The following is a 25,429-nucleotide window of genomic DNA, read 5'->3' as shown; positions in this document are numbered from 1 at the left end:
ACAGGAGCCTTACCATGAGCATCGACAGAACGCAGCCTACGAATCCGGTTAGCACTGTTCAAACACGCGATACCAACGATAACAGCAGCAAAGTGCGTCAGAGCGCAACACCAGCAGCCAGCACCACCAGCGAAAGCGGTGCGGAAGTGAAGTTGAGTACCGCGCAGGCGCAACTGATGCAGCCTGGCAGCAAAGACATTAATACAGCGCGCGTTGAGCAGCTGAAGACGGCCATTCGTAATGGCGAATTGAAAATGGATACCGGTAAGATCGCCGACGCGCTGATCGCCGATACCAAGGCGTATTTAGAGGGTAACTAATCCCAATGGACAATCTGCTGATCACCTTAGACAAAATGCAGGACGTGCTGACATCCCTTGCGGTGGTAATGGATGAAGAACAACAGCAACTTTCTGCCGGCCAGGTTAATGGCAACATGCTGCAGCGTATTTCTGAAGATAAAAGCGCGCTGCTGACTACGTTGAATTATCTGGACGAAATGCGCCGCACCACCGAGAAATCCCTCGGCACGCAGGCGCCCTATGGTGATCACAGCGATCGCGAAAACCGCTGGATGCGTATTCAACAACACACGCGCCGCTTGCGCGATGCTAATACGCATAACGGGATTTTGTTGCAGCATCAGATTGGCTTCACCAATGAAGCATTGGCGGTATTGCGACCGCACCAAACGCAGGCATTTTACGGGCCGGATGGTTTGGGTAAAGGTCAGGCGACGCTGAGTCGTAAAGGGTAAAAAAGTGGGTTTGAAGAGGCTGCTATCTTTCGGGATGGCGGCCTTTTTTCTTTGGTTTTAAGCACAGCGCACAAGAGATAAACAGCAGGCGGGAGCTTGTTTTGGGCAGGCATCCGCAGCGCTGAACGGAGAAAGGAAGCCAGGATTTGCCCGCAGGACGCGGGCGAAAGGCTCAGCCGGGACAAGGAAGTCCCGTCTGAGCCGGTCCGTCAGGCTGACGTACGAAGTGAAGGAACCGCGAAGCGGCGCGAGGACCGCCGGACCAAAACAAACTTCCGTCTGCGTGAGAGCTGGTTTTTTACGCCATAGTGCGGCGTGCGAAGTCGCGCGGGCGGAAGCCGAGCAAGCCAAGCATCACAAAGTATGAGCCACCGCCGATGGCGCAGACCGCCGCCAGGCGAATCAGGCGCCACCACATCTGCCCCTCTTCCCATGCTGGCATGACCTGCAGAATGCCCAGCAGCGCTGCGGCCATCACACATACCGCAATCAGCAAACGAGTCAGGAAACTGAACCAGCCAGGCTGCGGCTGGAAGATATCCTGCTTACGCAGTTGCCAGTACAACAGCGCGGCATTCAGACAAGCGGCAAGACCAATCGACAGCGACAAACCGGCGTGTTTGAGCGGGCCAATAAACGCCAGGTTCATCAATTGCGTCACAATCAGCGTCACGATGGCAATTTTCACCGGAGTTTTGATGTCCTGACGAGAATAGAAGCCGGGTGCCAGCACTTTCACCACAATCAGCCCCATCAAACCCACTGAATAGGCAATCAGCGCGCGCTGCGTCATCAAGGCATCAAAGGCGGTGAATTTCCCGTACTGGAACAGCGCGACCGTCAGCGGTCCGGACAAAATCCCCAGCGCCACCGCGCTCGGCAACGCCAGCAGGAAGCAGAGACGCAGACCCCAATCCATCAACCGTGAATACTCTTCCTGATTGCCACTGGCAAAACTCTTCGCCAGCGAGGGCAGCAAAATGGTGCCCAGCGCCACGCCCAGCACGCCGGAAGGAAACTCCATCAGACGATCGGCGTAGTACATCCACGAAACCGAACCGGAAACCAAAAAGGAGGCGAAGATGGTATTGATGATCAGTGAAATTTGACTGACCGACACGCCAAGAATCGCCGGCCCCATTTGACGCATCACGCGCCACACGCCCGCATCGCGCAGATTCAGGCGTGGCAGAACCAGCATGCCAATTTTCTTCAGGTGCGGCAGTTGATAAAACAGCTGCAACACGCCGCCCACCACCACGGCCCACGCCAGCGCCATCACCGGAGGATTAAAATGCGGCGCAGCGAAGACCGCAAAACCAATCATGCTGATGTTGAGCAGCGTTGGCGCAAACGCCGGCACGGAAAAACGGTTCCAGGTATTGAGGATGGCACCCGCCAGCGACGCCAGCGAGATCAGCAGAATATAAGGAAAGGTGACGCGCAGCAGCGCGCTGGTTAAGGCGAATTTGTCTGCGGTATCGGCAAAGCCTGGCGCCGTCACCACAATCACCCAGGGCGCAGCGATCATCCCCAACACGGTCACAACCGCCAGCACCAGCGTCAATAAACCGGAAACGTAGGCGACAAACACGCGCGTAGCATCTTCGCCCTGCTTGCTTTTATATTCCGCCAGAATCGGTACGAACGCCTGAGAAAACGCGCCTTCAGCAAAAATGCGGCGCAGCAGGTTAGGCAGTTTGAAGGCAACAAAGAAGGCATCGGTTGCCATCCCCGCACCGAAAACGCGCGCCACAATGGCATCGCGGGCAAAGCCCAGTACGCGGGAAAACAAGGTCATCGAACTGACCGCAGCCAGCGATTTCAACAAATTCATATTGAGTGGCGCATCCTGAAAAGTGTCGGAGAAATGAGCGACTTAGCGCGGACATCCCGTGATGTCCGGCGATAGTCTACTGACACGGCGGGAAATGACCAGCATTGAGTGTTACAAGGGATTATTCACGTTCGGCATCGCGCCACAACTTTTCCACCAGACGCTGCGCCGCCAGCGCCTGTTCGCCACTGGTTTCAGGCATCGTCTGATTTTCAACACACTGAATGAAATGGTGCGCTGCGCCGCTAAAACCGCGCTGGGTAAGATGGCTTTGCCACGCGGGCGGCACATCACGCACGATGCCGCTGCGGTTTTCCTGCTGCCAGTCGCGCATCTCGTTAATTTCGATGTAATCACCGTCGCAGATGGCGCTGACTACTTCGCGTTGCGTCCCGGCGCGGCGATGCATGCTGGTGGTGATTTGCAGCGAACCGGCGGTGAAATGGTGTTCGGCGTACAACATCGCGCCATCATCATTGGTCTCGATATGCCCCAGCTCGCGCGTCAGAGTGCCGCCCGCCAGCCACAGCGCGGTATCCACTACGTGCAGATAATCATCCAGCAGGGTAAAACGCAGATCGTGCGGGCCAACGCTATCCGCGCGATGCTTCTCAATACGCAGCGAGGCCGCGCGTGGCATGTCATTCTTTAGCTGCTGGTAACGCGGCGCAAAACGGCGGTTAAATGCCACCATCAGCTTGCGCTTATGCTTGTCCGCCAGCGCCACCAGCGCTTCAGCCTGTTGCAGCGTTTCGGCTAGCGGTTTATCGACGCACACATCTTTGCCCGCCAGCAACAGCGCTTTGACCACTTCGTAATGACTGGCGGTGCTGCTATGAACAAATACCGCATCGCTGGCGGCGGCCAGCGCATCCAGCTGACCAAAATAGGGTATGCGATAGCTATCGCAAATCGGTTGCGCTTTTACCTGATTCGGCGAAAAAGCGCCAGCCAATTGCCAGCCGCTGGCCTGCGATAACACCGGCAGCCACGCTTTCTGCGCGATACCGCCTAAACCTACAATGCCAATGCGCAGCGTCATATCAGAGCTCCTTTTGCAGCAGCTGTTGCAGTTGCGACTGCAACTGAGCAACCGTTTCTTCAAGTTGCGCGACACGCGCGGTTAAATCGTCATTGTCGCTGGCGGTTTCTGCGCTGGCCGCGTCTTCCACCATTTCGCCGCCAAACAGATGCATATAGCGGCTTTCACGTTTGCCCGGTTCGCGCGCCAGGCGCACCACCATTGGACCATCATCGCGCGTGGTCAAGTCGTTAAGCGTCTGCTCGACTTCATTCATATCGCTGAATTCATGCAGACGGCCGCTGCGAGTGCGCAGCTCGCCCGGCGTCTGGGCGCCGCGCAGGAACAACAGTGTCAGCACCGCGACTTCAGCGCTGCTCAGTTGCAAGTTGCCGAAAGCGGAGTTGCAGAAACGCTGTTCATACTTGCTGACGCGCTGGCCGAAGCCGTTATTGGAGGTCACCAGATGCTTTTTCACCAGCTCATCGAGCTGCGTTTGCACCTCCATCTCGCTGAGATTCAGCACCGGTTCGCGGTTGGATTTCTGATTACAGGCGGTGACAACGCCATTAAGGGAGAGCGGATATTGATCCGGCGTGGTGACCTGCTTCTCCAGCAGGCATCCAATTACGCGCAGCGCCTGCGCGGATAAGGCCATTTTCATTGGGGTAATCCTTTTTTATTGTCCACGGCGATCCGGGGTCCACTCCCGGTAGGTCAGCGCAGTCAGGACATGATCCTGCCAGCGCCCATCAATCAATAAGTAATCTTTGGCGTAGCCCTCTTTTTCAAATCCGAGGCGCGCCAGTAGATCGCCACTGCGCTGATTGTGCGGCATGTAGTTTGCCATGATGCGGTGAATGCGCTGCTGGCTTTGCATATAGCGAAGGGTGGTCGTGAGCGCTTCAAACATCAATCCCTGACCTTGCCACTTCTCGCCCAGCGAATAGCCGAGATAGCAGGCGTGAAACGATCCGCGCAGCACGTTGCTGTAGTTGGCCACACCACGCACTTCGGTCTCTTCCGGGTCCATCAGCACAAAATAGTAGGCTGAGCCCTGTTTATGCATGTCAGCGATCAGTCCGAGGCGTGCTTGCCAACCTGAAGGATAACAGTGGCTCTCGTCGCGCACCGGTTCCCACGGCTTGAGAAACGCACGATTTTCAGCGTAATAATCCGCTAATCGCCAGGCATCGCGTTCGTGTACTAAACGCACCACTAAGCGATCGGTAGTGAGGCGCACGCGTGGGCCAGCAGAACGATAGCCAAACATCATGACTCCTGAAATCCATAACTTAAGAAAGATGTACGCCAGCGGCGATACTTCTCACTATAACCGTCACCCCGCTTGCGGTAAAACCCTTGAACGCGTTCCTCAGGATTCATCCTGATTTAGGATTAATATTTCTGCGGATTCGATGAAAAAATATCATCCTGAGAAAGCTGTTTTTCGCCCCTGAGCAGGCGGAAAATAGACCAATTGGTCTCTTATCTCCTCTCACTTGCTCAGGAATTAGCATGTCTCGGGTTGCGCGGGCACGACGCCTCGGTAAAACATTTCTTTTAGTGGATAACATGCTGGTTGTGATGGGATTTTTTGTGGTATTTCCTCTCATCTCCATCCATTTTGTCGAACAGCTGGGCTGGGCCGCGTTGATGGTCGGCATTGCGCTTGGCTTGCGCCAATTCGTCCAGCAGGGATTCGGCATCTTCGGCGGCGCGATTGCCGACCGTTTTGGTGCGCGTCCGCTGATCGTCACCGGCATGCTGATGCGCGCGGCGGGTTTTGCCTGTATGGCGCTGGCGCATGAACCCTGGCTGCTGTGGTTCGCCTGTTTACTTTCCGGTCTTGGCGGCACGCTGTTTGATCCACCACGCAGCGCGCTGGTGATGAAACTGGTGCGCGCACGCGATCGCGGCCGCTTCTTCTCTCTACTGATGATGCAGGACAGCGCCGGTGCGGTGCTGGGCGCACTGATTGGTAGCTGGCTGCTGGCGTGGGATTTCCGCCTGGTATGTTGGGTTGGCGCGGCGGTGTTTGTCGCTGCTGCGCTGTTCAACGCCATTTGGTTACCGGCGTGGCGCATCTCAACCGAACGCATTGCGATGCGTGAAGGGATGCAACGCGTCTGGCAGGATAAGCGTTTTCGCCTGTATGTACTGACATTGACCGGCTACTACATTCTCGCCGTGCAAGTGATGTTGATGCTGCCGGTGATGGTGAATCAGGTGGCCGGTGCGCCTGCTGCGGTGAAGTGGATGTACGCCATTGAAGCGCTGCTGTCATTAAGCCTGCTCTATCCACTGGCTCGCTGGAGCGAAAAACGCTTTTGCCTGGAAACGCGTCTGATGGCCGGTTTGTTCCTGATGACGTTCAGTCTGCTGCCGGTTGGCATGACCGACTCGCTGCCGTCGCTGTTTATGCTGATCGCCATCTTTTATCTCGGCTCCATCATTGCTGAACCGGCGCGTGAGACACTCAGCGCTTCGCTCGCCAGCTCCCGCGCACGCGGTAGCTACATGGGCTTCAGCCGTCTCGGCCTCGCCATTGGCGGCTTGATCGGCTACTCCGGTGGCGGCTGGATGTTCGATATGGGCCAGCAATGGGCGCTGCCGGAACTGCCGTGGATGCTGCTGAGCAGCGTCGGCATGATCACCCTTTTGGCGCTGTGGTGGCAGTTCCAGCCGCGTTCGGTGGCGCCAGCGATTTTCAGCAGCTAGTTTGCCCCTGCCACAGATCTCTTCCATACTTCCCGCACGTCCGAAAAAAGGGTGACCTCCGTCACCCTTAGAACCACAGGAGAAACGGGATGAAACTCTACATCTACGATCACTGCCCTTTCTGCGTCAAAGCACGCATGATTTTCGGCTTAAAAAATCTGCCATTAGAACTCATCGTTATGCTAAATGACGACGAGCAAACGCCAAAAAAACTGATCGGCCAGAAAATGGCGCCGATTCTGCAAAAGGCCGATGGCAGCGCGGTACCGGAAAGTATGGATATTGTGCGGCTGGTGGATAAATACGATCACGAGCCGCTGCTCAATGGTAAAAGTAATCCGGCGATTAGCGACTGGCTGCGCCATGTAAATGGCTACGTGAATAAGCTGCTGCTACCGCGCATTGCCGATGCCTCCTTTGCCGAATTCGCCACGCCGGAAGCGCGCAGTTACTTTAGCGAGAAGAAGCAGGCCAGCGTCGGCGATTTCAGCGAGTTGCGGAAACACGCGCCGGGCTTGATCAAAAACATCAGCGACGATTTGCGCCAGCTCGATAAGCTGATCGTCAAACCCAATGCGGTCAATGGCGAACTTTCGGAAGATGACATTCATCTGTTCCCGCTATTGCGCTCCTTAACGCTGGTCAACGGCATTGAGTGGCCAAGCCGCGTTGCCGATTATCGCGATAATATGGCGAAACAAACTCAGGTCAATCTGCTCTCCTCCATCGCCGCATAATCCTCATCCACGAGAGGCGCTCCGGCGCTTCTCATCTCTCTCCTGGTGACAGGTGCCGCTGATTCAGGCAGGCTATCGCTGTTTTGCCGTTTCGATCAGGATGAGGACTATATGAAAAAGGCGTTTACCGGGCTTGTCGCCCTGCTTTTTGCCGTGCTACTCAGCGGCTGTAACCAATTGACGCAATACACCATCAGCGAACAGGAAGTGAATCAGGCGCTGCAAAAGCGCAATAACTTCGAAAAAGACATCGGCGTTTCCGGGCTGGTGAATGCGCACATTGTGCTGAGCGATCTCAACAGCCAGATTGGCCGTGAAGAACCCGGCAAAATCACCCTCTCGGGTAAAGCCAATATCAATGTCAGCTCGCTGTTTGGCCCGCAGCAGGCCGAAATGCTGCTGAAGATGAAGGCGCAGCCGGTTTACAACGCACAGGAAGGCGCGATTTATCTGCATGATATGGAGATTGTCGATGCGCAGGTGCAGCCAGAAAAAATGGCGTCGATCATGAAAACCCTTACGCCTTATCTCAATGAGTCGCTGAAGCGCTACTTCAATGAGAAACCCGCCTACGTGCTGAGCGCAGACCGCAGCAAAGGCGAAGCGCTGGCGAAGAAACTCGCTAAAGGGATAGAAGTGAAACCGGGACAATTGGTGATTCCGTTTACTGATTAATCCGCGCAGCCGCACCTTCGGGTGCGGTTTTTGTTTGTCACAATAAAATCCCGTGCAAACGGTTGCCCACATCCTTATGATTACTCCCCGGCCTAAACGTGCCTCTCGTTTTCTTCTCAGCCGGAGTCTTTTTGAATGACAGCCCAACCTCAGCAAATCACCATCCGCCGCCCTGACGACTGGCATATCCATCTGCGCGATGGCGCGATGCTCAACGCCGTGCTGCCTTATACCAGCGCAGTAAATGGTCGTGCGATTGTCATGCCAAACCTGGTTCCACCGGTTATTAGCGTGGCCGCTGCCGTGGCTTACCGCGAGCGCATTATGGCTGCGTTGCCTGCTGAGCATGCTTTTACTCCGCTAATGACCTGCTATCTCACCGACTCACTCGATCCTGATGAGATCGAGCGCGGCTTCCGTGACGGTACTTTTACCGCTGCCAAGCTCTACCCTGCGCACGCCACCACCAACTCCAGCCACGGTGTCACCAATATCGCCGCGATTGCGAAGGTGCTGGATCGCATGCAGCAGATTGGCATGCCGATGCTGGTGCATGGTGAAGTGACCGATTCTCATATCGATATTTTTGATCGCGAAGCGCGCTTTATTGAAACCGTGCTGGAACCGCTGCGCAAACAGTTCCCGGCGCTGAAAGTGGTGATGGAACACATCACCACCAAAGAAGCAGCAGAATATCTGGCTGCCGGAAACGATCTACTGGGCGCCACCATTACGCCACAACACCTGATGTTCAACCGTAACCACATGCTGGTCGGCGGCGTGCGCCCGCATCTCTACTGCCTGCCGATTCTGAAGCGCAATGTTCATCAGGAAGCGCTGCGTAAACTGGTTGCCAGCGGTAATCGTCGCGTATTCCTCGGGACCGATACCGCGCCACATCTGCGTCACCTGAAAGAAGCCAGCTGCGGCTGCGCCGGTGTGTTTAATGCGCCGACCTCATTGCCTGCTTACGCCACGGTATTCGAGGAGCTGAATGCGCTGGAGCATTTCGAAGCCTTCTGCTCGGAAAACGGCGCGAACTTCTATGGTTTGCCGCTGAATGAAGGCACGCTGACGCTGGTGCGTGAATCCTGGCAAGTTGAAGAGAGCATTGCCCTGGCGGATGACACGCTGGTGCCTTTCCTTGCCGGTGAAACGCTGAACTGGCGCATCAAAGAATAATTTTCTGCTGCTTGCCTTCGGGATAATTATACTGTACAAATAAACAGTATATTATTCCGGAGGCTTCTATGCGTGTTGAAATTACCGTAGCAAAAACTTCTCCCCTTCCTGCAGGTGCACTGGATGCACTCAGCATCGAACTGGTCCGTCGTATTACGCAGGATTTCCCTGACGACGATCATCACGTCAAAGTGCGTTATGCCGGCGGCAACCAACTTAGCGTGTTTGGTGGCTGCAAAGAGTCACGTGAACGCATCAGCGAACTGTTACAAGAAACCTGGGAAAGCGCTGACGACTGGTTTAATAACGATTAACAGCCACTGTGCCGTTTTTGCCGGGTTTCGCCACCCGGCTTTTTTGTTTTTATTTCCCTCTCGCCATAAAAACTTCCTGCATCTAGACTCATGTTAAACGATCCCCTATTCTTGCCTCGTCATGCTTACAGGAGGTGTTTTACATGACTACTGAAAAACCAGAAGAGGCGATGACCTTCGGAGAGTTGCTGGCATTTATTGCTGAGCAACAGCGCCGCTTAACCGTATTAGAAAATGCGTTTGCCACCTTGACCTTCTGTCTCGACGATCGCGCCAATCAGTTGCTGGTCCACAACCTGACGCTGGAAGCGCAAAACCAGAACCATGACGAGCAGTTACAGCAGCATTTTACCCGGCTGGCGGAAGAGATTCAGAAGCGTCACGGCCTGCTGCCGAGCGAGCCACACGCCTAAAAGATTCTCTTTTTTCGGCCTAAAGTTTTCTCTTATAAAAGCCGATAATTTCGTAACCACTGCCAGTAATATTCCAATAAAATGCCTGACGTTTCGGGCATTTTATTATTCGCCATAACGTCAATGTGAAGCGCATTTATTTTCACTCGGATTAGGTTCGTCATACCTTTTAACTATTGTACCCGCTATTTCATGTTATAATTGTTTCGCTAGTGCACGATACAGCCGCATTGAACCTCAAGAAGCACTTCGTTTAACGAGTAATACGGAGGTTATAATGGACAGAAATAAAGACGTCATCCAGACTCATCCGTTGGTAGGATGGGACATCAGCACCGTAGACAGTTATGACGCCATGATGATTCGCCTGCACTCGCTCTCCTCGCAGGGGCAGAAAGAAGAAGAAGCTGACGTGGGCCCGACCTACTGGCTGACTACCGATGTAGCCAGACAGTTCATCTCTCTACTCGAAGCTGGCATTGCAAAAATAGAGTCTACCGAGCAGTACCTACGCGACAATCAAAAGCATTAATTTCTACTATCGCGTGAAAGGGCACCCAACAGGGTGCCTTTTTCATGGGCGCTCTCTTTTGATATGCTATTGAAAAATTTCGCCGTTTTGCTGGAGTGATGTCGTTATGGTTTATGATCTGATTGTGGTGGGAAGCGGTTCGGTAGGCGCAGCAGCCGGGTTTTACGCCACACAGGCTGGCTTATCGGTGCTGATGATTGATAGCGCCCATCCCCCGCACAGCCAGGGCACGCATCATGGCGAAACCCGCCTGATTCGTCATGCTTATGGCGAAGGTGAACGCTACGTGCCGCTGGTACTGCGCGCGCAGACGCTGTGGGATGAGCTGGAACGTCAGAGCGGCGAGCGCATCATGCATCGCAGCGGCATCCTCAACTTAGCGCCTATTACATCTTCCTTTATTCAAAATGTCATCGATAGCGCAAAAACGTGGCAGTTGGATGTGAAAATCCTTCAAGCCGATGAAGTGCGCGCGCGCTGGCCGCAGTTCACGGTGCCGGATGGCTATATTGGCGTGTTCGAACCTAACTCCGGTTTCCTCAAATGCGAGCAAGCGGTGCGCAGCTGGGTGCAGCTGGCGGAACAAGCCGGTTGCGCGCAGCTATTTAACTGCCCGGTGACAGAAATTGGTCGCGATGGCGATCTGCAGCAGGTCATCACCAGCGATGGCATTTTCCGCGCGCGTAAATTGCTGGTCAGCGCCGGAACATGGGTTAGCCAGTTGGTCGCTGATCTGCCGGTTGCGCCGGTGCGTAAAGTTTTTGCCTGGTATCAGGCAGATGGTCGCTACAGCGAGAACAACAAATTCCCCGGCTTTACCGTAGAGATGAGCGATGGCAGCCACTTCTATGGCTTCCCAGCGGATAACAATGCGCTGAAAGTGGGACGTCACGATGGCGGCCAATTAATGCAAACGCCGGCAGACCGCAAACCTTTTGGCAGCATCGCGGTGGATGGTAATGAGTCCTTTAACTTCTTGCGTCAATTTCTGCCGGGCGTGGGCGTCTGTTTGCATGGTGAAGCCTGCAGCTACGACAATACGCCGGATGAAGATTTCATCATCGATACGCTGCCCGGTGAGCCAAATCGCCTGATCATCACCGGTTTAAGCGGGCACGGTTTCAAATTCGCCAGCGTGTTGGGTGAACTTGCCAGTGAATTTGCCCAGAACAAACCATTCTCTTTCGATATTAAGCCCTTCTCACTCGCGCGATTTAACTGATGCGCAGATGCCGGCGCTCATTCCGCGCCGGCAAGATTGACGCAAGTTGACATTTAATTACCTAAATAAACATTCAATGCAGCGAAATGCCGCATTTGGTGTAGTCAATATGCAATACCCCGCAATAGCCTTCGTCTTTTAAGTCATCCCTTCAATTATCCTGACTGAGTTTTAATTAAATCCTCATTTATTCCGAAGATGATTTTCGACTTTATAGAAAAGTAAGGTTAATTGATCTTTCATTGCAAAATGTAGATGCTCATTGCCACTTATTTCATTCCTGGAACTTTATATGTGGCGTAATTCCACACAGCATTTCGGCGCTGTCTCCATTTTATTGCATTGGCTTATGGCGCTGGCTATTTACGGCATGTTTGCGCTGGGTTTGTGGATGGTCGGATTGGGTTATTACGACGGCTGGTATCACGACGCGCCAGAAATTCATAAAGGCATCGGCATCCTGCTGTTTGCTGCGCTGCTGCTGCGCCTCGGCTGGCGAATTATTTCACCGCCACCCAAACCGTTGTCGAGCTATTCCCCCGCCGTTCGGCGCGGTGCCACTGCCGCACACTGGATGTTATACGGCTTGCTAATTGTGCTGCTGTTCACCGGTTATCTCATCTCCACCGCCGATGGTAAACCAATCTCAGTATTTGGCTGGTTTGAGGTTCCCGCTCTGTTCAGCGGTGCCGCGCAGCAAGCAGATCTGGCGGGCGACATTCATCTTTGGCTGGCGTGGGGTTTGGTGCTGTTCTCTGCACTGCACGCGCTGGCAGCCCTGAAACACCATTTTATCGACCGTGATGTGACACTGAAAAGGATGTTGGGTTACCGCATCCCGTTAACCTCTGAAAAGGAAAAGTAACATGCTAAAGAAAACATTATTGGCAGTAGCAGCGGCCGGATTATTGAGCGCCAGCCTAACGGCCAGCGCAGCTGACTATAAGTTTGATAAAGAAGGCCAGCACGCGTTTGTTCAGTTCCGCATTCAGCATCTGGGCTACAGCTGGTTGTACGGCACCTTTAAAGATTTTGACGGCAGCTTCACGTTTGATGAAGCCAATCCTGCAGCAGATAAAGTCAACGTGACCATCAACACTAACAGCCTCGATACCAACCATGCTGAACGTGATAAACACCTGCGCAGCGCGGATTTCCTCAACACCGGTAAGTTCCCGCAGGCGACCTTTGCTTCTACCGCTGTGAAGAAAGACGGCAAGGATTACAAAATCACTGGCGACCTGACGCTGAATGGCGTGACCAAGCCCGTGACGCTGGATGCAAAATTGATGGGAGAAGGCAAAGATCCGTGGGGCGGCTATCGTGCAGGATTTGAAGCCAGCGGTGAAATCGTGCTGAAAGAGTTCAACATCAGCAAAGATCTTGGCCCGGCATCGCAGAAAGCTGAACTGATTATTTCGGTGGAAGGCGTGCGTAAGTAAACCAAATGCAGCCTGAAGTCCGCTGACTTCAGGCTGTTTTGCGCTTATTTTTTATCTGGCGCGGGAATCGCCATCGTCATGTTCAGCAAACCACGTGATTTGTTAAACACCTTGTTGCCATTTTCACGGCCCGCACGGCGTGCGCGCTGCTCTTCTGGCGACAACATTGACTCTTCCATGCAGATTGGGCTGCAGCAGTTGTTGTATTTTTCAGCACAGCTTGGGCACTGAATAAACAACAAGTGACAGCCATCATTGATGCAGTTGGTATGGCTATCGCAAGGCGTGCCGCACTGATGACAGCTGGAAAGAATATCGTCGGAAATGCGTTCGCCCATGCGTTCGTCAAAGACAAAGTTTTTGCCCTTGAAACGCACCGGTAAGCCCTGCTCGCGCGCGCGACGGGTGTATTCAATAATCCCACCTTCAATGTGATAAACATCATTGAAGCCGTTGTGCTTCATCCAGGCGCTGGCTTTTTCACAACGAATGCCGCCGGTGCAGTACATGACAATCTTTTTGTCTTTCTGATTCTGCAGCATATCAACTGCCATCGGCAGCTGATCGCGGAAGGTATCGGCCGGCACTTCCATGGCGTTATCGAAACGCCCCACTTCATATTCGTAGTGGTTACGCATATCCACGAACAGCGCATCCGGATCGTCGAGCATCGCGTTAACGTCAGCGGCTTTCAGGTAAGCGCCCACATCGCTGGCATCGAAGCTGTTGTCTACAATTCCATCTGCCACAATGCGCTCACGCACTTTCAGGCGCAGCACCCAAAAAGATTTACCGTCATCATCCAGCGCAATGTTCATGCGCAGGTTGTTCAGCGCCGCATCAAAGGCATACAAAGCGGCCTTCATCTTTTCGTAGCGGCTGGCTGGCACGCTGATTTGCGCGTTGATACCTTCGTGCGCGACATAGACGCGACCAAACACCTTGAGTTTGGTTAACTCAACGTAAAGGGCATCACGGAAGGCTTTAGGATCGGCAATCTGGAAGTATTTATAAAAAGAGACTGTGGTACGTGGTTCGGTTTCCGCCAACATACGTTCCTTCAGCTCTTTATTGGAAACAAGGTTATGTAACACTGGCATGGTGTTCGTCCTGTTAGCAATCAGAGAAATTTAGCGCGCGTATGATACCCGAATTCTGCCGGATACAAAAATTTTGGTGCGATAAGCCTGACGAGTGCAATTACAGGCGCATTTCTGCGACACAATTGCGTTTTCGTGCGCATACCTGCTGCCAGATAGCCGTCCACGGTCTATGCTTGATTTCAGCCAGAATGAAAAAATGGCATAATGACAAAAAATTACAGAAACCGGACTCTCTGGCATAAGACGCAGGATACTGACATTTCCATGACTCAACTTCCCAAACTCACCCGTGAACTCCTCTATCCACGCTATTGGCTGACCTGGCTCGGCATTGGTTTTCTCTACCTGCTGGTGCTGTTGCCCTATCCGGTGTTGCATGCCATTGGCTGTGGACTGGGTCGCATTGCCATGCGTTTCATGAAACGTCGCGTTGAAGTGGCGCAGCGCAATCTGGAAGTCTGTTTCCCCACCATGCCGACTAATGAACGCGACGCGATGGTGAAGCACAACTTTGAATCGGTGGGCATGGGACTGATTGAAACCGGCATGGCGTGGTTCTGGCCAGACTGGCGCATCCGTAAATGGGTCACCACCAGCGGCCTGGAACATGTTGCTAACGCGCTGGCAGAGAAGCGGGGCATATTATTAATTGGTATGCACTTTCTGACTCTGGAATTGGGCGCGCGGGTATTTGGTATGCATAACCCAGGCATTGGCGTGTATCGTCCGAACGACAATAAGCTCATCGACTGGCTGCAAACCTGGGGCCGCATGCGTTCCAATAAAAGCATGCTGGACCGCAAAGATCTGAAAGGCATGATTCGCGCCATGAAGAACAACGACATTATCTGGTATGCACCGGATCATGATTATGGCCCGCGCAGCAGCGTATTTGCGCCTTTCTTTGCGGTTCAGGACGCGGCGACAACAACCGGTACGCATATGTTGATTCGTCTGGCAAATCCCAGCGTGGTGCCATTCCTGGCGCGACGTCTGCCAAACGCACGCGGCTATGAGCTGAAAATGATGCCTGATATCCGTGATAAATTTACTCTGGAATCTGAACTTGAGACCGCTGTAGTGATGAATAAAGTGGTGGAAGAGACGGTGTTACTGGCTCCAGAACAATATATGTGGCTGCATCGTCGGTTTAAAACCCGTCCACAAGGTGAGCCTTCGGTTTATTAATGTGATGTGGGGCATGATTACGCGCCCCACGCCCTTCAGCAGAAATTTACCTTATTACGTGATTTTATCCGGTTATTAATCAGCTTATCGGTCCAGCCTGAGCTTGGGCTAATTGTTCAGTTAGCACCACTCTTAACCCATCAAATCCCTCTTTCTTAGCTATATCTTTGCAAAAATTAATCTTTCAAAGCAATGCGCCGGCAAAAAACTGCGCTAGTATTTGATTCTGCCGCAGCTTTATCGGAAATATTTACTAATCAAAATATGTCGTTTCGGACCTGTTTTCCCCCAACATCCAGGGGTAATCCTATTTAATTTTACTAAACCCTTCGGCCCCGCTAATCAATGCAGTAAAATTAACTTACTAAACAAGGTATTGTCTTAATAAAAACCGCCATATTCCTTTTCGAAAGAAAATAACACCTTCTTATTACCTTATGGAATTTGTCGGCAAATTCGAATCCAGTTAATTTCGTGATGTCAGTAAGAACATTAAGTTCACTTTTAAAAAAATATAAAAAGATTTCACACAGCAAATATATCTCAGGACAATTATAAAATGAATAAAGGCATCTACTACTACGTGACGATCAGTACCGATCAGGAAGGTTATCATCTTCTGCATCGAAAAGAGTGTAAACGGCTACCCGTAAAGGAGGATATGGTTTTTATCGGCACTCTGTATAACTTAAATCAGGCATTATCAACCGCGCGTATTAATTTCAAAAAGGTTAAGCCCTGTATTAAATGTTGTATTCGTTACTCTGCTCCAATTATTCATGAATCTGTACGTCCGGTATTACACTTTCCTCAGAAAATAGCCTGACCGGTTGGGCGGTTGAATTTCATGCAACCGCCCAACCGATATTCCCTCTATGCCCCGCACTTCACGATTTTTCGTCTATCCTTCTGTGAAATCCCTTTTTTACAGACATGGAGTTGATGATGAGCCTGTTTAGCACCCTTGAAGAAGCCATTGAAGCCGCTCGCGAAGAGTTCCTTGCCAGCCAACCTGAGATCGCTGAAGAAGATGCCAGCGTCAGCCAGTTTGCCCTGCAGAAGTATGTGATGCAGGATGGCGACATTATGTGGCAGGCCGAGTTTTTCGCTGAAGAGGATGGCCAGGGTGAATGCCTGCCGATCTCCAGCGGAGAAGCCGCGCAGGCCATTTTTGACGGCGATTTTGATGAAGTCGAACTGCGTCAGGAGTGGCAGGCGGAAAATACGCTGCACGAATGGGATGAAGGCGAATTCCAGCTGGAACCTCCGCGTGACCTTGAAGAGGGCGAAGCGGCGGCGCAAGAGTGGGAAGACGACAACAGCCCTTCTGACAATCTGTAATAACGCTTATTCGTACGGGCCGTGACTGGCATCCACTGGCAGTAACAGCGTGTCCATCACCAGCGATAGCGGCAAATCGAGAATGGTCAGCACACGCCACGGTCCGTCACGAACGTCCCACTGTACGCCGGGATAGTATTGATTGCCGTGACCTTGGCCAGGAAAGGTGCGGCTGATGATACTGCCACAACCAGTGAGCAGAAGAATGGCGGCGCTAAGCGCGGTTATTTTCAGGAAATAATTCACAACATTTACTCACAATGAACTGGCGTTAGTTTAACTGCCTGTGAGGTGAAATACCTACTCCTGACGCGTAAAGATTGCGTCATATTCCGGGCGAAAAAAAAGCGGCATCTCTGCCGCTTTTCACTTTCTCATCTTCAGCGCTGTGGCAGCGCTTCAGGATTGAGCTTCAACTTCTGATAGCTTTCTACCCACTGATGATATTTGTCCGCGCTTTCCCACAGGCGTGAGTGCACACGCGCCAGCACCACTGGATCGCTGATCAGCTGCAAACGCTGCTCGCGGTTCAGTTTCTCTGGCGCATCACTCAGCGCCTGATCGACACGACGGTCACGCGCATGGTCCAGCAAATCACTCTGCTTATGACGCGATGTTGCCATCGCCGTCGCCAGCGCGTTAAACGCCGGGTTAAACAGCGCATGCATAAAGCCATTTTTCAGCGCGCGTTGACGGTTGATCTGCAGGTAGTGATCGGTATCGACCAGCTCTTTTGGTGGCTCATACTCTTCCGGGATCAGGAACAGCTTAGCGTTCTTACTCTTCTGCCCTACCGTTGCACGGCTCGACATCACCGACACAAACGGCGACAGGATCAGCGAGAAGACGATCGGCGACAGCCACCAAAGGAAGTTCAGGTCGAGGAAGCCCATTCCGCCTGCCCACACGATACCCAACAGCATCTGTGAACCATGACGACGGAAAGCTTCGCTCCACGGCGTCGCATCATCATCACGCTGCGGCGAGTTCCACACCACTTCCCAGCCGAGGAACGCACTGACCACGAACACGGTGTGGAACAGCATGCGTACCGGCGCCAGCAGCACCGAGAACAGCATTTCCAGAATCAGCGAGAAGAACAAGCGGATGGCGCCACCGTAAGGTTTAGCTCCCTTGAACCAAATCAGCACCACGCTCAACAGCTTCGGCAGGAACAACAGCACCAAAGTGGTTGAGAACAAGGCAATCGCCAGATCCGGACGCCACTGCGGCCACACCGGGAACAGCTGGCGTGGTTGCAGGAAGTAGGTCGGTTCCATCAGCGTGTGCACCACCTGCAAGGCAGTAGACAGCGCAAGGAACATGAACCACAACGGCGCAGAGAGATAAGACATTACACCCGTCAGGAACACCGCACGGTGAACCGGGTGCATCCCTTTTACCAGGAACAGACGGAAGTTCATCAGGTTACCGTGACACCAGCGGCGGTCACGCTTCAGCTCATCCAGCAGGTTCGGCGGCAGTTCTTCATAGGAGCCCGGCAGATCGTAGGCGATCCACACGCCCCAACCGGCACGACGCATCAGCGCGGCTTCAACGAAGTCATGCGACAGGATCGAACCGGCGAAGGAACCTTCACCCGGCAACGGCGCAAGCGCACAGTGCTCGATAAACGGCTGCACACGAATGATGGCGTTATGGCCCCAATAGTGTGATTCACCCAACTGCCAGAAGTGCAGACCAGCGGTGAACAGCGGACCGTACACGCGCGTGGCGAACTGCTGGCAACGGGCATACAGCGTATCCATACCTGACGCTTTTGGCGACGACTGGATAATACCGGCGTTCGGGTTAGCATCCATCATGCGCACCAAGCCGGTAAGACACTCACCGCTCATCACGCTGTCGGCGTCCAGCACCACCATGTAGCTGTAATTGCTGCCCCAGCGACGGCAGAAGTCATCGATGTTGCCGCTTTTACGCTTCACACGACGACGACGGCGACGATAGAAAATCTTGCCCGCGCCACCGACATCACGTACCAACTCCATCCAGGCTTTCTGTTCGGCGATGGCGATATCCGCATCGTAGCTGTCGCTGAGAATGTAGACGTCGAAGTGCTCGGCGTTGCCCGTACGTTTGACCGATTCCCAGGTCGCACGCAGGCCGGCAAACACACGTTCTACGTCTTCATTACAGATCGGCATAATCAGCGCAGTACGATGTTCCGGATTCAGCGGTTCATCGCCGGTGGTCGAATACGAAATGCTGTATTTGTCGCGACCAATCAGCAACTGCAGGAAGCCCATCAGCGCAGTCCAGAAACCGGCAGAAACCCAGCAGAACAGAATGGCGAACAGGAACAGAATCCCGGTCTGCAGGATGTACGGCAGAATCAGCTCAACCGACTGCAGCCAGTTCTGGTTGAACATCTCGATCGGATCGATCAGCGTCCAGCCCTGATACGGCAGAATGGTTTTCATATACCAGGTTGCCACCACGGTCTGCAGAATCGTCAGAATCAGCAGCACATAACGACGCATGGAGCCAACGTGGCGCCACTTGTCCTCAGTTTTCTGCTCTTCAACCGTGGCATAACGTGGATTGGATTTCTGGCCACGCAGGGAATCCCATGCGCGCGCAATCGGGTTGGTGCGCCAGATCTCCGGGAACATCAGCGAACGCTTCACTTTCGGCATCGCCTTGAGTGTGGTGCGATCGAGATAATCCTTGCTGAGCTGCTGACCATCCGCAAGTGAGTCCGGCCAGGCCATTTGCACACGGGATGACACCGATTTCAGCGGCGCATCATCCGGGCGCTCGCTGGCGGCGTTATCCTGCCCCAGCGACGTATGAATAGCGTGGAACGCCTGCGCATTCTGTAGCGAATCGCTCAGACGGGCGCGCCCTGCCGCATCAAGCGGCAGAGCCTCCACGTAAGATTGAGGTAGAAATATCGATTTATTCATTGGCAGGTAGCTGATAGCTCCAGGTTTCCGTCAATGTCTTGTCGCCGCTCACCAGCGCCGCACGCATCTCAGTCGGCTGCTTGTTATCTTTCACACGCAGACGCAACACCAGACGCCAGCCTTTGGTCACCGGGTTGTAGCGCACACTCTGCTCAACCACGTCAGCGTTATTACCCACGCTCACCTGCGGTGCCACTTGCGTATCTTCCGGCAGCTTGCTCATCGCTTTGCCAACGAAATCCACGGTGAAGGCGATAGAACCATCAGGTTGACGTACCAGATTCGACTGCTTCACATCACCGGCAGAGCGCAGCGTGTCTTTCACCCAGGCGATATCGTCGGAGTGCAGCTGATTCTCGTCACGGGTGAAGTGCAGACGATACTGGAAGTTCATCTCTTTGCCTGGCTCAGGCAGTTTTTCCGGCGTCCAGAACGCAACGATGTTGTCGTTGGTTTCATCCGCGGTTGGAATCTCGACCAGCTCAACGCGACCTTTGCCCCAATCACCCTGCGGCTCAACCCAGCCACTTGGGCGCAGATCGTAGCGATCGTCGAGATCCTGGAAGCGGCTGAAATCACGCGTGCGCTGCAGCAGACCAAAGCCTTTCGGGTTCTCAACGGTAAAGGTGCTGACTGCCAGATGTTTCGGGTTATTCAGCGGACGCCAAATCCATTCACCATTACCGGCATGAATCGAAAGACCATTCGAATCGTGCAGCTCTGAACGGAAGTTGGTCACCGGCGAAGGCTGGTTAGCACCAAACAGGAACATACTGGTCAACGGCGCAACGCCCAGTTTGCCGACGTTATCACGCAGGTAAACTTTAGATTGCACATCAACCGTCGATTCTTTGCCCGGTTTGATGATGAAGCGATAGGCACCGGACGCACGTGGCGAATCCAGCAGCGCATAAATCACCAGCTGTTTGTCCTGCGGTTTTGGACGTTCAATCCAGAACTCTTTAAAGCGCGGGAACTCTTCGCCGGACGGCAAGGCAGTATCAATCGCCAGACCGCGTGCCGAAAGACCGTACACCTGGCCTTCGCCAATCACACGGAAATAGCTGGCGCCGAGGAAGCTGGTGATCTCGTCGTCTTTGCCCTTTTTATTTAAAGGATACAACACCTTAAACCCAGCAAAGCCGAGGTTTTTGACTGAATCAGCATCGTGTTTTACGTTACCGAAATTGAAGTAGTCAGGGTTATATTTAATTTCACGTACTGAAGACGCCGTCACTTCGTTAATTTTCACCGGCGTATCGAAATACATGCCCTGATGATAGAACTCAAGCTTAAACGGCGTGCGCAGTTTGCCCCAATAAGCTTTGTCGTGGTTAAACTGGATCTGCTGATAGTCAGCAAACTTCATTTCACGAAACTGAGAGGGTAAATTGCTTTTTGGCGCTTCGAAACTTTTCCCTGCCAACGCCTTGGCTTGTTTTGCAACATCATCAATGTTAAACGCCCAACTATTGTTGGCATACATAGCCAGCAGAACTGCCGCGCCTACCCAGCGCATCTTTACCAGTCCCACTTTATTATTCACATTATTCAGCACATCCCCCCCTTTCGTGTGCTTAGATCAAACCCGATTATCTTAAAGGATTATTCGGTTTTCCGACAGCGTATGTAATAGATTGTTCCGCTGATTTGTAAGCTGAAAGTGTGCTTTTAGGATAATTAAACCCCGCAAAATCACATACAGATTCACCTGATAGTATACCCTGTTTACAGCCGGTAGAATTTTCCTTCGGCATAATCCGGTTTCAGGGTGAAACCGGCAAGTAAACTGACTATTGGAAGATTATGAGTTCAGCAAAACCCGAACGTGAATATTTCCTCGATTCGATTCGCGCATATTTAATGTTATTAGGCGTGCCTTTTCACGTCTCCCTGATTTACTCCACGCAAAAATGGGCTGTGAACAGCCATGACGCATCGATGTGGTTGACGGTGTTGAATGACTTTATTCACGCCTTCCGCATGCAGGTGTTCTTTGTTATCTCAGGCTATTTTTCCTACATGCTCTACTTACGCTACCAGCCGCAGCGCTGGTTGAAAGTGCGTCTGGAGCGTGTTGGCATCCCGATGTTGACCGCCGTTCCGCTGATTACGCTGCCACAGTTTTTCATCACCAAAAATCTCACCGATAAAATCGGCGACTGGAGCAGTTTCTCGCTGTACGACAAGTACAACACGCTGATGTGGGAGTTGATCTCACATCTGTGGTTTTTACTGGTACTGGTGATTCTGACCACGCTGGGTATGGTGGCATTTCGCTGGCTGAACAAGCAGCAGCGCAGCATCAATTATCAGCAAATTGGCTGGGGTAAATTGACGCTGGCGCTGCTGATTTATGCGTTGATTTGGTGCGCCTTCCGCCGCGTGCTGTTTTATTTCGTCCCGGCCGTTTTTGCCGATGGCCTGTTCAGCATTGCCGTGATGCAAATGCTGATGTTCCTGCCATTCTTTATGTTGGGCGCGCTGAGCTGGAAGCATCAGGCGCTGAAGGCGCTGTTTGTACGCTTTAATCCGGTGATGTGCTTTGGCGCTATCGCGGTATTTATCGCTTACAGCCTGAATCAGCGTTACAGCAGCGGTGAAGGTTGGCTGTACGAGATCGATATGATTATTTCGACGCTGATGGGTTTGTGCATGCTAAACGTCTGTTTTAGCTTCGGGCACAAGCTGCTGAACAGCCATTCGCCGCGCATTATGTATCTGGTGAATGCTTCGCTGTTTATCTATCTGGTGCACCATCCGCTGACCATTTTGTACGGCATCTACATCACGCCGCACATCGGTAGCGACACGCTCGGTTTCTTTGTCGGCTTGTTGATGGTGTTTGGCGTGGCGTTTACGCTGTACGAAATCCATCTGCGCATTCCGCTGCTGCGCTTCCTGTTCTCCGGTAAGCCGCAACGCAAATAAAAAATAGGGCCAGCTAAGCTGGCCCTTTTATCTAAAGCAACCACTCAACCGGCAAACGCCACACCAGTCGCACCAGCAAGCGCTGCAGCAGCGTGCACTGCGGTTCGTGTTTATGCACCACTTCGCCCTGCTCGTTCGCAAACTCCACCCAATTGACGCGTCCCCACTTATCCAGACGCAGTGTCCAGGCGCGATCGCGCATGCCGGCAATAAAGCGCTGATGGGTTTGCTGCGCCAGAGTTTCACTCTCAATCACCAAACCCATTTCGGTGTTCAGCATGGCGGAACGCGGGTCGAAATTGAACGAGCCGATAAACACTTTGCGATTGTCGACGGTGAAGGTTTTGGCATGCAAGCTGGAACCAGAATTACCGGTGATGCCGCGATCGTGTGGTGCACTTTGCGGATTGTCCTGCGGTTTCAATTCATACAGCGCGATGCCGTGGCGCAGCAGTTTTTTGCGCCAGCGCGCATAACCGGCATGCACCACCGTGACATCATTTGCCGCCAGCGAATTAGTAAGGATGGCAATCTTCACCCCGCGCCGCTTCAACGCCAGCAGCTGCGCCACGCCAGCACGCGTCGGGACAAAATAGGCCGAGATAATATCGAACTGCTGCTGCGGCGTACCAATCACTTCCAGCATGCGCTGCGGCAGTAAACTGCGGCGTTTTGCTTTGCCGAGCCCTTTACGCGGATCGTCGCTCAACAGGCGCGATTCCGCCCACGTCATCTCAAGCTCGCCCTGCTCCATCTGGCTGATGAACGACGAGTGCTCCAGCCGCGCCAGATAGCGCTCTACCGCTTCACTCTGCTGCCACTCTTGCGGCAAGCGCACCGCCTGATGCGCATCGCCGCTCACGTCAACCACCTTGCGCAGCGGCGAAACGGCTTTACTGCGCCAGTAGCGTTCGAAATCCTGCGTCACTTCGTCGACCACCGGCCCAATCGCCAGCACATCGAGATCGGTAAACAGCGGCTCATCGCCGGTGCCAAAATATTCGTCGCCGATATTGCGCCCGCCCACCAGCGTCGCCGCGCCATCCACCGTCAAACTTTTATTGTGCATACGACGATTGAGGCGGGAAAAATCGGTGAGATAACCGAGCGCGCGCAGCGTGCGGAACGAGAACGGATTGAACAGGCGCACGGCGATATTGGCGTGGCGATCGAGTTCCGCCAGCGTTTCATCCAAACCCGGCGTGTTGTTGTCATCCAGCAGCAGTCGCACTTTCACCCCGCGCTCGGCGGCATCCAGTAGCGCGCTAAACAGCAAGCGGCCGGACATGTCGTTGTGCCAAATGTAGTACTGCACATCAATGCTGTGCTGCGCCATGCTCATCATTTGATAGCGCGCAGCAAAAGCGTCCAATCCATCGTTAAGCGGATGAATGCCGCTCATGCCGGGATGCCGCGCGCAACGCGCCTCAACACTCGGTTTTAGCCCGTTGCCCGAATGTTCCTCAGGCGGCAAAGAAGTTGCTGCTTCACTCATAGTGAATCCCTGAAAGCTGTGGACCTATTATTGTTGGTATCAATGCGCTAACAAGCAATCGGAGGCTTCCTTTTCTGCCCGATGGCGCACCGTCAATTTAGTCTAGACTTAGCCAGGCGTTCTGCATTCTGCATCCGGCGTTCACCGTGAGGAGAGGATTATGACTCAGCAATCCCTGCGCCATCACCCTCAGCTGTTCCGCAGTTTCATTCAGGGCAGTTTTCCCTGTTCAACCGCCTGTCGCGCAGGCGGACGTCGGCTCGATATGGTGATCAGCAGCGGCCACGACATGCTGCTGGAGAAAGATTATGCCGCACTGGCGCAAGAAGGTTTGCACACCGCGCGCGATGGCGCGCGCTGGCATTTGATTGAAGCAGTGCCCAATGAATATGACTGGCGCACCTTTCTGCCGATGGTGCACGCTGCAGCGCGTCACGACATGCAGATTATCTGGGAGCTGGCGCACTTTGGCTATCCCGATCACTTAGATATCTGGAAAGCCAGTTTTGTCGATCACTTCGAACGCTTCGCCCGCGCGATGGCGCAACTGATGCGCGATGAAGGCATCGAAAAGCCCTTTTTCACACCAATTAATCAGATCTCATTCTGGTCGTGGGCGGGCGCGGACGTTTCCTGGCTTGATCCCTATGCCAGCGATCGCGGTCGCGAGCTGAAGCGCCAACTGGTGCGCGCCTCGCTGGCGGCGATGCACGCCATTCGTGAGGTATATCCCGATGCCCGCTTTGTGCTGACCGATCCGCTGGTACAAGTGGCGACAGATCCCGATAATCCCGACAGCAAACCCTACGCCGACGCGCAGCATCAGGCGCAGTTTGAAGCCTGGGATTGGATTGGCGGACGCGATGCGCCGGAACTGGGTGGCCGCGCGGATTTTCTCGATATTCTGGGTCTCAATTACTATCCCGACAATCACTGGTTTTTCTCAGGCGAAACCATTCCGCTCGACCATCCAACGCGGCAACCGTTGCACCGTTTATTAATGCAGTGCTGGCAACGCTATCAGCGCCCGATGATTTTGGCTGAAACCGGCGCTGAAGGTGATGCGCGTGCGCCCTGGCTGCGTCACATAAGTGAAGAAGCGCGTCTGGCGCTGGATCACGGTGTGGCGCTGGAAGGAATTTCGCTCTATCCGGTGGTGGAATATCCAGCGTGGGCCGACGATCGGCGTTCACCGGGCGCGCTGTTCGGCCTCGGCGATCCCAATGGCAATCGCACCTTGCATGAGGCGCTGGCGCTGGAGTTGCGCAGTCAACAGATTAAGTGGCAGAACTGGCAGACAAAAAGCTAAGACTGTTGCGTGGTGTTGGGTTTTTGCGGACAGGTTTGCACATCAAGTGAAGGATCAGCGGGGTGACGCACGTCGGTGAGCCAGGTCATAGTGAAGAGAAACACTACGCCAATTAAACAGGCGGAGAGCAGGCCAATTATGGCGATCAGTTTGTCATCTCTGGATTCCATCGACATCTCCTTGCAGGCTTCCTTTTCCCGGTGCTGACCTTAACTCATCCACAGCGTAATCATCAGGACGAAGATTATAAGCGTAACCGAAGTGACTGCAAGTACCACA

At 53.4% G+C, this 25,429-nt stretch carries 27 protein-coding genes; 17 read left to right on the top strand and 10 right to left on the bottom strand.

Features of this window, described 5'->3' with window-relative positions; all coding sequences use genetic code 11:
- Positions 1-14 precede the first annotated feature (14 nt).
- A complete protein-coding gene (gene flgM, locus ACXIZX_RS06825) occupies positions 15-320 on the top strand; it encodes a flagellar biosynthesis anti-sigma factor FlgM (RefSeq protein WP_008103096.1) in 306 nt (101 codons plus the stop codon).
- Between the two features lie 5 nt (positions 321-325).
- Complete coding sequence (flgN, locus tag ACXIZX_RS06820; protein ID WP_008103097.1) at positions 326-757, top strand: flagellar export chaperone FlgN; 432 nt, start codon at positions 326-328, stop codon at positions 755-757.
- A 298-nt stretch (positions 758-1,055) separates the two neighbouring features.
- Here flgN and murJ read toward each other — a convergent pair whose 3' ends face one another.
- From murJ to rimJ, 4 genes are all read right to left on the bottom strand, one after another.
- Entirely contained in the window at positions 1,056-2,594 is a 1,539-nt protein-coding gene (gene murJ / locus ACXIZX_RS06815; RefSeq protein WP_154152720.1) for a murein biosynthesis integral membrane protein MurJ, read from the bottom strand.
- A gap of 121 nt (positions 2,595-2,715) precedes the next feature.
- The gene (locus ACXIZX_RS06810) at positions 2,716-3,636 is read right to left on the bottom strand and encodes a Gfo/Idh/MocA family protein (protein ID WP_479403829.1); all 921 of its coding nucleotides are present in this window, start codon (positions 3,634-3,636) and stop codon (positions 2,716-2,718) included.
- A gap of 1 nt (position 3,637) precedes the next feature.
- A complete protein-coding gene (locus tag ACXIZX_RS06805) occupies positions 3,638-4,279 on the bottom strand; it encodes a DUF480 domain-containing protein (protein ID WP_479403828.1) in 642 nt (213 codons plus the stop codon).
- A 15-nt stretch (positions 4,280-4,294) separates the two neighbouring features.
- Positions 4,295-4,888, bottom strand: a complete 594-nt coding sequence (rimJ, locus tag ACXIZX_RS06800; protein WP_479404853.1) for a ribosomal protein S5-alanine N-acetyltransferase — start codon at positions 4,886-4,888, stop codon at positions 4,295-4,297.
- 245 nt (positions 4,889-5,133) lie between these two features.
- On the opposite strand from rimJ, the gene mdtH reads away from it, so the two are divergent.
- The 10 genes from mdtH to ACXIZX_RS06750 all read left to right on the top strand — a co-directional run bounded on the left by mdtH (position 5,134) and on the right by ACXIZX_RS06750 (position 12,853).
- The gene (gene mdtH / locus ACXIZX_RS06795) at positions 5,134-6,336 is read left to right on the top strand and encodes a multidrug efflux MFS transporter MdtH (RefSeq protein ID WP_479403827.1); all 1,203 of its coding nucleotides are present in this window, start codon (positions 5,134-5,136) and stop codon (positions 6,334-6,336) included.
- 89 nt (positions 6,337-6,425) lie between these two features.
- A complete protein-coding gene (grxB, locus tag ACXIZX_RS06790) occupies positions 6,426-7,073 on the top strand; it encodes a glutaredoxin 2 (protein WP_008103110.1) in 648 nt (215 codons plus the stop codon).
- 111 nt (positions 7,074-7,184) lie between these two features.
- Complete coding sequence (locus ACXIZX_RS06785; protein ID WP_008103112.1) at positions 7,185-7,748, top strand: lipoprotein; 564 nt, start codon at positions 7,185-7,187, stop codon at positions 7,746-7,748.
- 135 nt (positions 7,749-7,883) lie between these two features.
- On the top strand, positions 7,884-8,930 hold the full coding sequence (gene pyrC, locus ACXIZX_RS06780) for a dihydroorotase (protein ID WP_179451278.1): 1,047 nt from the start codon (positions 7,884-7,886) through the stop codon (positions 8,928-8,930).
- A 68-nt stretch (positions 8,931-8,998) separates the two neighbouring features.
- Positions 8,999-9,244 (top strand): DNA damage-inducible protein I, encoded by a 246-nt coding sequence (gene dinI, locus ACXIZX_RS06775; RefSeq protein ID WP_007893661.1) that lies wholly within the window; start codon positions 8,999-9,001, stop codon positions 9,242-9,244.
- Between the two features lie 143 nt (positions 9,245-9,387).
- A complete protein-coding gene (locus ACXIZX_RS06770) occupies positions 9,388-9,657 on the top strand; it encodes a hypothetical protein (protein ID WP_008103116.1) in 270 nt (89 codons plus the stop codon).
- Positions 9,658-9,934: 277 nt separating this feature from the next.
- Complete coding sequence (bssS, locus tag ACXIZX_RS06765) at positions 9,935-10,189, top strand: biofilm formation regulator BssS (RefSeq protein ID WP_008103119.1); 255 nt, start codon at positions 9,935-9,937, stop codon at positions 10,187-10,189.
- A 106-nt stretch (positions 10,190-10,295) separates the two neighbouring features.
- A complete protein-coding gene (gene solA / locus ACXIZX_RS06760; RefSeq protein WP_479403826.1) occupies positions 10,296-11,411 on the top strand; it encodes an N-methyl-L-tryptophan oxidase in 1,116 nt (371 codons plus the stop codon).
- Positions 11,412-11,703: 292 nt separating this feature from the next.
- Complete coding sequence (locus ACXIZX_RS06755; RefSeq protein ID WP_008103124.1) at positions 11,704-12,276, top strand: cytochrome b; 573 nt, start codon at positions 11,704-11,706, stop codon at positions 12,274-12,276.
- Between the two features lies 1 nt (position 12,277).
- Positions 12,278-12,853, top strand: coding sequence for a YceI family protein (locus ACXIZX_RS06750; RefSeq protein ID WP_008103126.1), 576 nt, complete (start codon positions 12,278-12,280; stop codon positions 12,851-12,853).
- Positions 12,854-12,897: 44 nt separating this feature from the next.
- Here ACXIZX_RS06750 and trhO read toward each other — a convergent pair whose 3' ends face one another.
- Positions 12,898-13,953, bottom strand: coding sequence for an oxygen-dependent tRNA uridine(34) hydroxylase TrhO (gene trhO / locus ACXIZX_RS06745; protein ID WP_479403825.1), 1,056 nt, complete (start codon positions 13,951-13,953; stop codon positions 12,898-12,900).
- A gap of 267 nt (positions 13,954-14,220) precedes the next feature.
- Between trhO and ACXIZX_RS06740 the strand changes: the two genes are divergently transcribed.
- From ACXIZX_RS06740 to ACXIZX_RS06730, 3 genes are all read left to right on the top strand, one after another.
- Entirely contained in the window at positions 14,221-15,144 is a 924-nt protein-coding gene (locus tag ACXIZX_RS06740) for a Kdo(2)-lipid IV(A) acyltransferase (protein WP_008103130.1), read from the top strand.
- Positions 15,145-15,703: 559 nt separating this feature from the next.
- Positions 15,704-15,970, top strand: coding sequence for a hypothetical protein (locus ACXIZX_RS06735; RefSeq protein ID WP_008103132.1), 267 nt, complete (start codon positions 15,704-15,706; stop codon positions 15,968-15,970).
- A gap of 119 nt (positions 15,971-16,089) precedes the next feature.
- Entirely contained in the window at positions 16,090-16,485 is a 396-nt protein-coding gene (locus ACXIZX_RS06730) for a MysB family protein (protein WP_008103134.1), read from the top strand.
- A gap of 6 nt (positions 16,486-16,491) precedes the next feature.
- Here the strand turns inward: ACXIZX_RS06730 and ACXIZX_RS06725 are convergent, their stop codons facing one another.
- The 3 genes from ACXIZX_RS06725 to ACXIZX_RS06715 all read right to left on the bottom strand — a co-directional run bounded on the left by ACXIZX_RS06725 (position 16,492) and on the right by ACXIZX_RS06715 (position 20,943).
- Complete coding sequence (locus tag ACXIZX_RS06725) at positions 16,492-16,731, bottom strand: YceK/YidQ family lipoprotein (protein WP_008103136.1); 240 nt, start codon at positions 16,729-16,731, stop codon at positions 16,492-16,494.
- A gap of 134 nt (positions 16,732-16,865) precedes the next feature.
- Positions 16,866-19,415, bottom strand: coding sequence for a glucans biosynthesis glucosyltransferase MdoH (gene mdoH / locus ACXIZX_RS06720; protein WP_008103139.1), 2,550 nt, complete (start codon positions 19,413-19,415; stop codon positions 16,866-16,868).
- Complete coding sequence (locus ACXIZX_RS06715) at positions 19,408-20,943, bottom strand: glucan biosynthesis protein G (protein WP_175501680.1); 1,536 nt, start codon at positions 20,941-20,943, stop codon at positions 19,408-19,410. Before ACXIZX_RS06715 ends, mdoH begins: the two co-directional genes overlap by 8 nt.
- A gap of 278 nt (positions 20,944-21,221) precedes the next feature.
- Between ACXIZX_RS06715 and mdoC the strand changes: the two genes are divergently transcribed.
- The gene (gene mdoC / locus ACXIZX_RS06710; protein WP_154181479.1) at positions 21,222-22,346 is read left to right on the top strand and encodes a glucans biosynthesis protein MdoC; all 1,125 of its coding nucleotides are present in this window, start codon (positions 21,222-21,224) and stop codon (positions 22,344-22,346) included.
- Between the two features lie 31 nt (positions 22,347-22,377).
- On the opposite strand, the gene ACXIZX_RS06705 is transcribed toward mdoC, so the two are convergent.
- Entirely contained in the window at positions 22,378-23,841 is a 1,464-nt protein-coding gene (locus tag ACXIZX_RS06705; RefSeq protein WP_154192225.1) for a phospholipase D-like domain-containing protein, read from the bottom strand.
- Between the two features lie 160 nt (positions 23,842-24,001).
- On the opposite strand from ACXIZX_RS06705, the gene ACXIZX_RS06700 reads away from it, so the two are divergent.
- A complete protein-coding gene (locus ACXIZX_RS06700) occupies positions 24,002-25,150 on the top strand; it encodes a beta-glucosidase (RefSeq protein WP_479403824.1) in 1,149 nt (382 codons plus the stop codon).
- Here ACXIZX_RS06700 and ACXIZX_RS06695 read toward each other — a convergent pair.
- The gene (locus ACXIZX_RS06695) at positions 25,147-25,320 is read right to left on the bottom strand and encodes a hypothetical protein (RefSeq protein WP_008103149.1); all 174 of its coding nucleotides are present in this window, start codon (positions 25,318-25,320) and stop codon (positions 25,147-25,149) included. The genes ACXIZX_RS06700 and ACXIZX_RS06695 overlap by 4 nt on opposite strands.
- Between the last annotated feature and the right edge of the window lie 109 nt (positions 25,321-25,429).

It is taken from the genome of Candidatus Pantoea symbiotica (genome assembly GCF_056491525.1).
The sequence above is the reverse complement of the archived record's forward strand: the minus strand, read 5'-3'. Positions and strand labels throughout refer to the sequence as shown.

Coding starts and splice junctions, on each gene's coding strand:
- ACXIZX_RS06805 (WP_479403828.1), bottom strand. CDS start 4,279: ATGAAAATGGCCTTATCCGCGCAGGCGCTGCGCGTAATTGGATGCCTG.
- grxB (WP_008103110.1), top strand. CDS start 6,426: ATGAAACTCTACATCTACGATCACTGCCCTTTCTGCGTCAAAGCACGC.
- murJ (WP_154152720.1), bottom strand. CDS start 2,594: ATGAATTTGTTGAAATCGCTGGCTGCGGTCAGTTCGATGACCTTGTTT.
- rimJ (WP_479404853.1), bottom strand. CDS start 4,888: ATGTTTGGCTATCGTTCTGCTGGCCCACGCGTGCGCCTCACTACCGAT.
- trhO (WP_479403825.1), bottom strand. CDS start 13,953: ATGCCAGTGTTACATAACCTTGTTTCCAATAAAGAGCTGAAGGAACGT.
- ACXIZX_RS06705 (WP_154192225.1), bottom strand. CDS start 23,841: ATGAGTGAAGCAGCAACTTCTTTGCCGCCTGAGGAACATTCGGGCAAC.
- pyrC (WP_179451278.1), top strand. CDS start 7,884: ATGACAGCCCAACCTCAGCAAATCACCATCCGCCGCCCTGACGACTGG.
- flgN (WP_008103097.1), top strand. CDS start 326: ATGGACAATCTGCTGATCACCTTAGACAAAATGCAGGACGTGCTGACA.
- mdoC (WP_154181479.1), top strand. CDS start 21,222: ATGAGTTCAGCAAAACCCGAACGTGAATATTTCCTCGATTCGATTCGC.
- mdoH (WP_008103139.1), bottom strand. CDS start 19,415: ATGAATAAATCGATATTTCTACCTCAATCTTACGTGGAGGCTCTGCCG.
- ACXIZX_RS06770 (WP_008103116.1), top strand. CDS start 9,388: ATGACTACTGAAAAACCAGAAGAGGCGATGACCTTCGGAGAGTTGCTG.
- bssS (WP_008103119.1), top strand. CDS start 9,935: ATGGACAGAAATAAAGACGTCATCCAGACTCATCCGTTGGTAGGATGG.
- ACXIZX_RS06740 (WP_008103130.1), top strand. CDS start 14,221: ATGACTCAACTTCCCAAACTCACCCGTGAACTCCTCTATCCACGCTAT.
- solA (WP_479403826.1), top strand. CDS start 10,296: ATGGTTTATGATCTGATTGTGGTGGGAAGCGGTTCGGTAGGCGCAGCA.
- ACXIZX_RS06785 (WP_008103112.1), top strand. CDS start 7,185: ATGAAAAAGGCGTTTACCGGGCTTGTCGCCCTGCTTTTTGCCGTGCTA.
- ACXIZX_RS06755 (WP_008103124.1), top strand. CDS start 11,704: ATGTGGCGTAATTCCACACAGCATTTCGGCGCTGTCTCCATTTTATTG.
- ACXIZX_RS06750 (WP_008103126.1), top strand. CDS start 12,278: ATGCTAAAGAAAACATTATTGGCAGTAGCAGCGGCCGGATTATTGAGC.
- ACXIZX_RS06735 (WP_008103132.1), top strand. CDS start 15,704: ATGAATAAAGGCATCTACTACTACGTGACGATCAGTACCGATCAGGAA.
- flgM (WP_008103096.1), top strand. CDS start 15: ATGAGCATCGACAGAACGCAGCCTACGAATCCGGTTAGCACTGTTCAA.
- dinI (WP_007893661.1), top strand. CDS start 8,999: ATGCGTGTTGAAATTACCGTAGCAAAAACTTCTCCCCTTCCTGCAGGT.
- ACXIZX_RS06730 (WP_008103134.1), top strand. CDS start 16,090: ATGAGCCTGTTTAGCACCCTTGAAGAAGCCATTGAAGCCGCTCGCGAA.
- ACXIZX_RS06700 (WP_479403824.1), top strand. CDS start 24,002: ATGACTCAGCAATCCCTGCGCCATCACCCTCAGCTGTTCCGCAGTTTC.
- ACXIZX_RS06695 (WP_008103149.1), bottom strand. CDS start 25,320: ATGGAATCCAGAGATGACAAACTGATCGCCATAATTGGCCTGCTCTCC.
- mdtH (WP_479403827.1), top strand. CDS start 5,134: ATGTCTCGGGTTGCGCGGGCACGACGCCTCGGTAAAACATTTCTTTTA.
- ACXIZX_RS06810 (WP_479403829.1), bottom strand. CDS start 3,636: ATGACGCTGCGCATTGGCATTGTAGGTTTAGGCGGTATCGCGCAGAAA.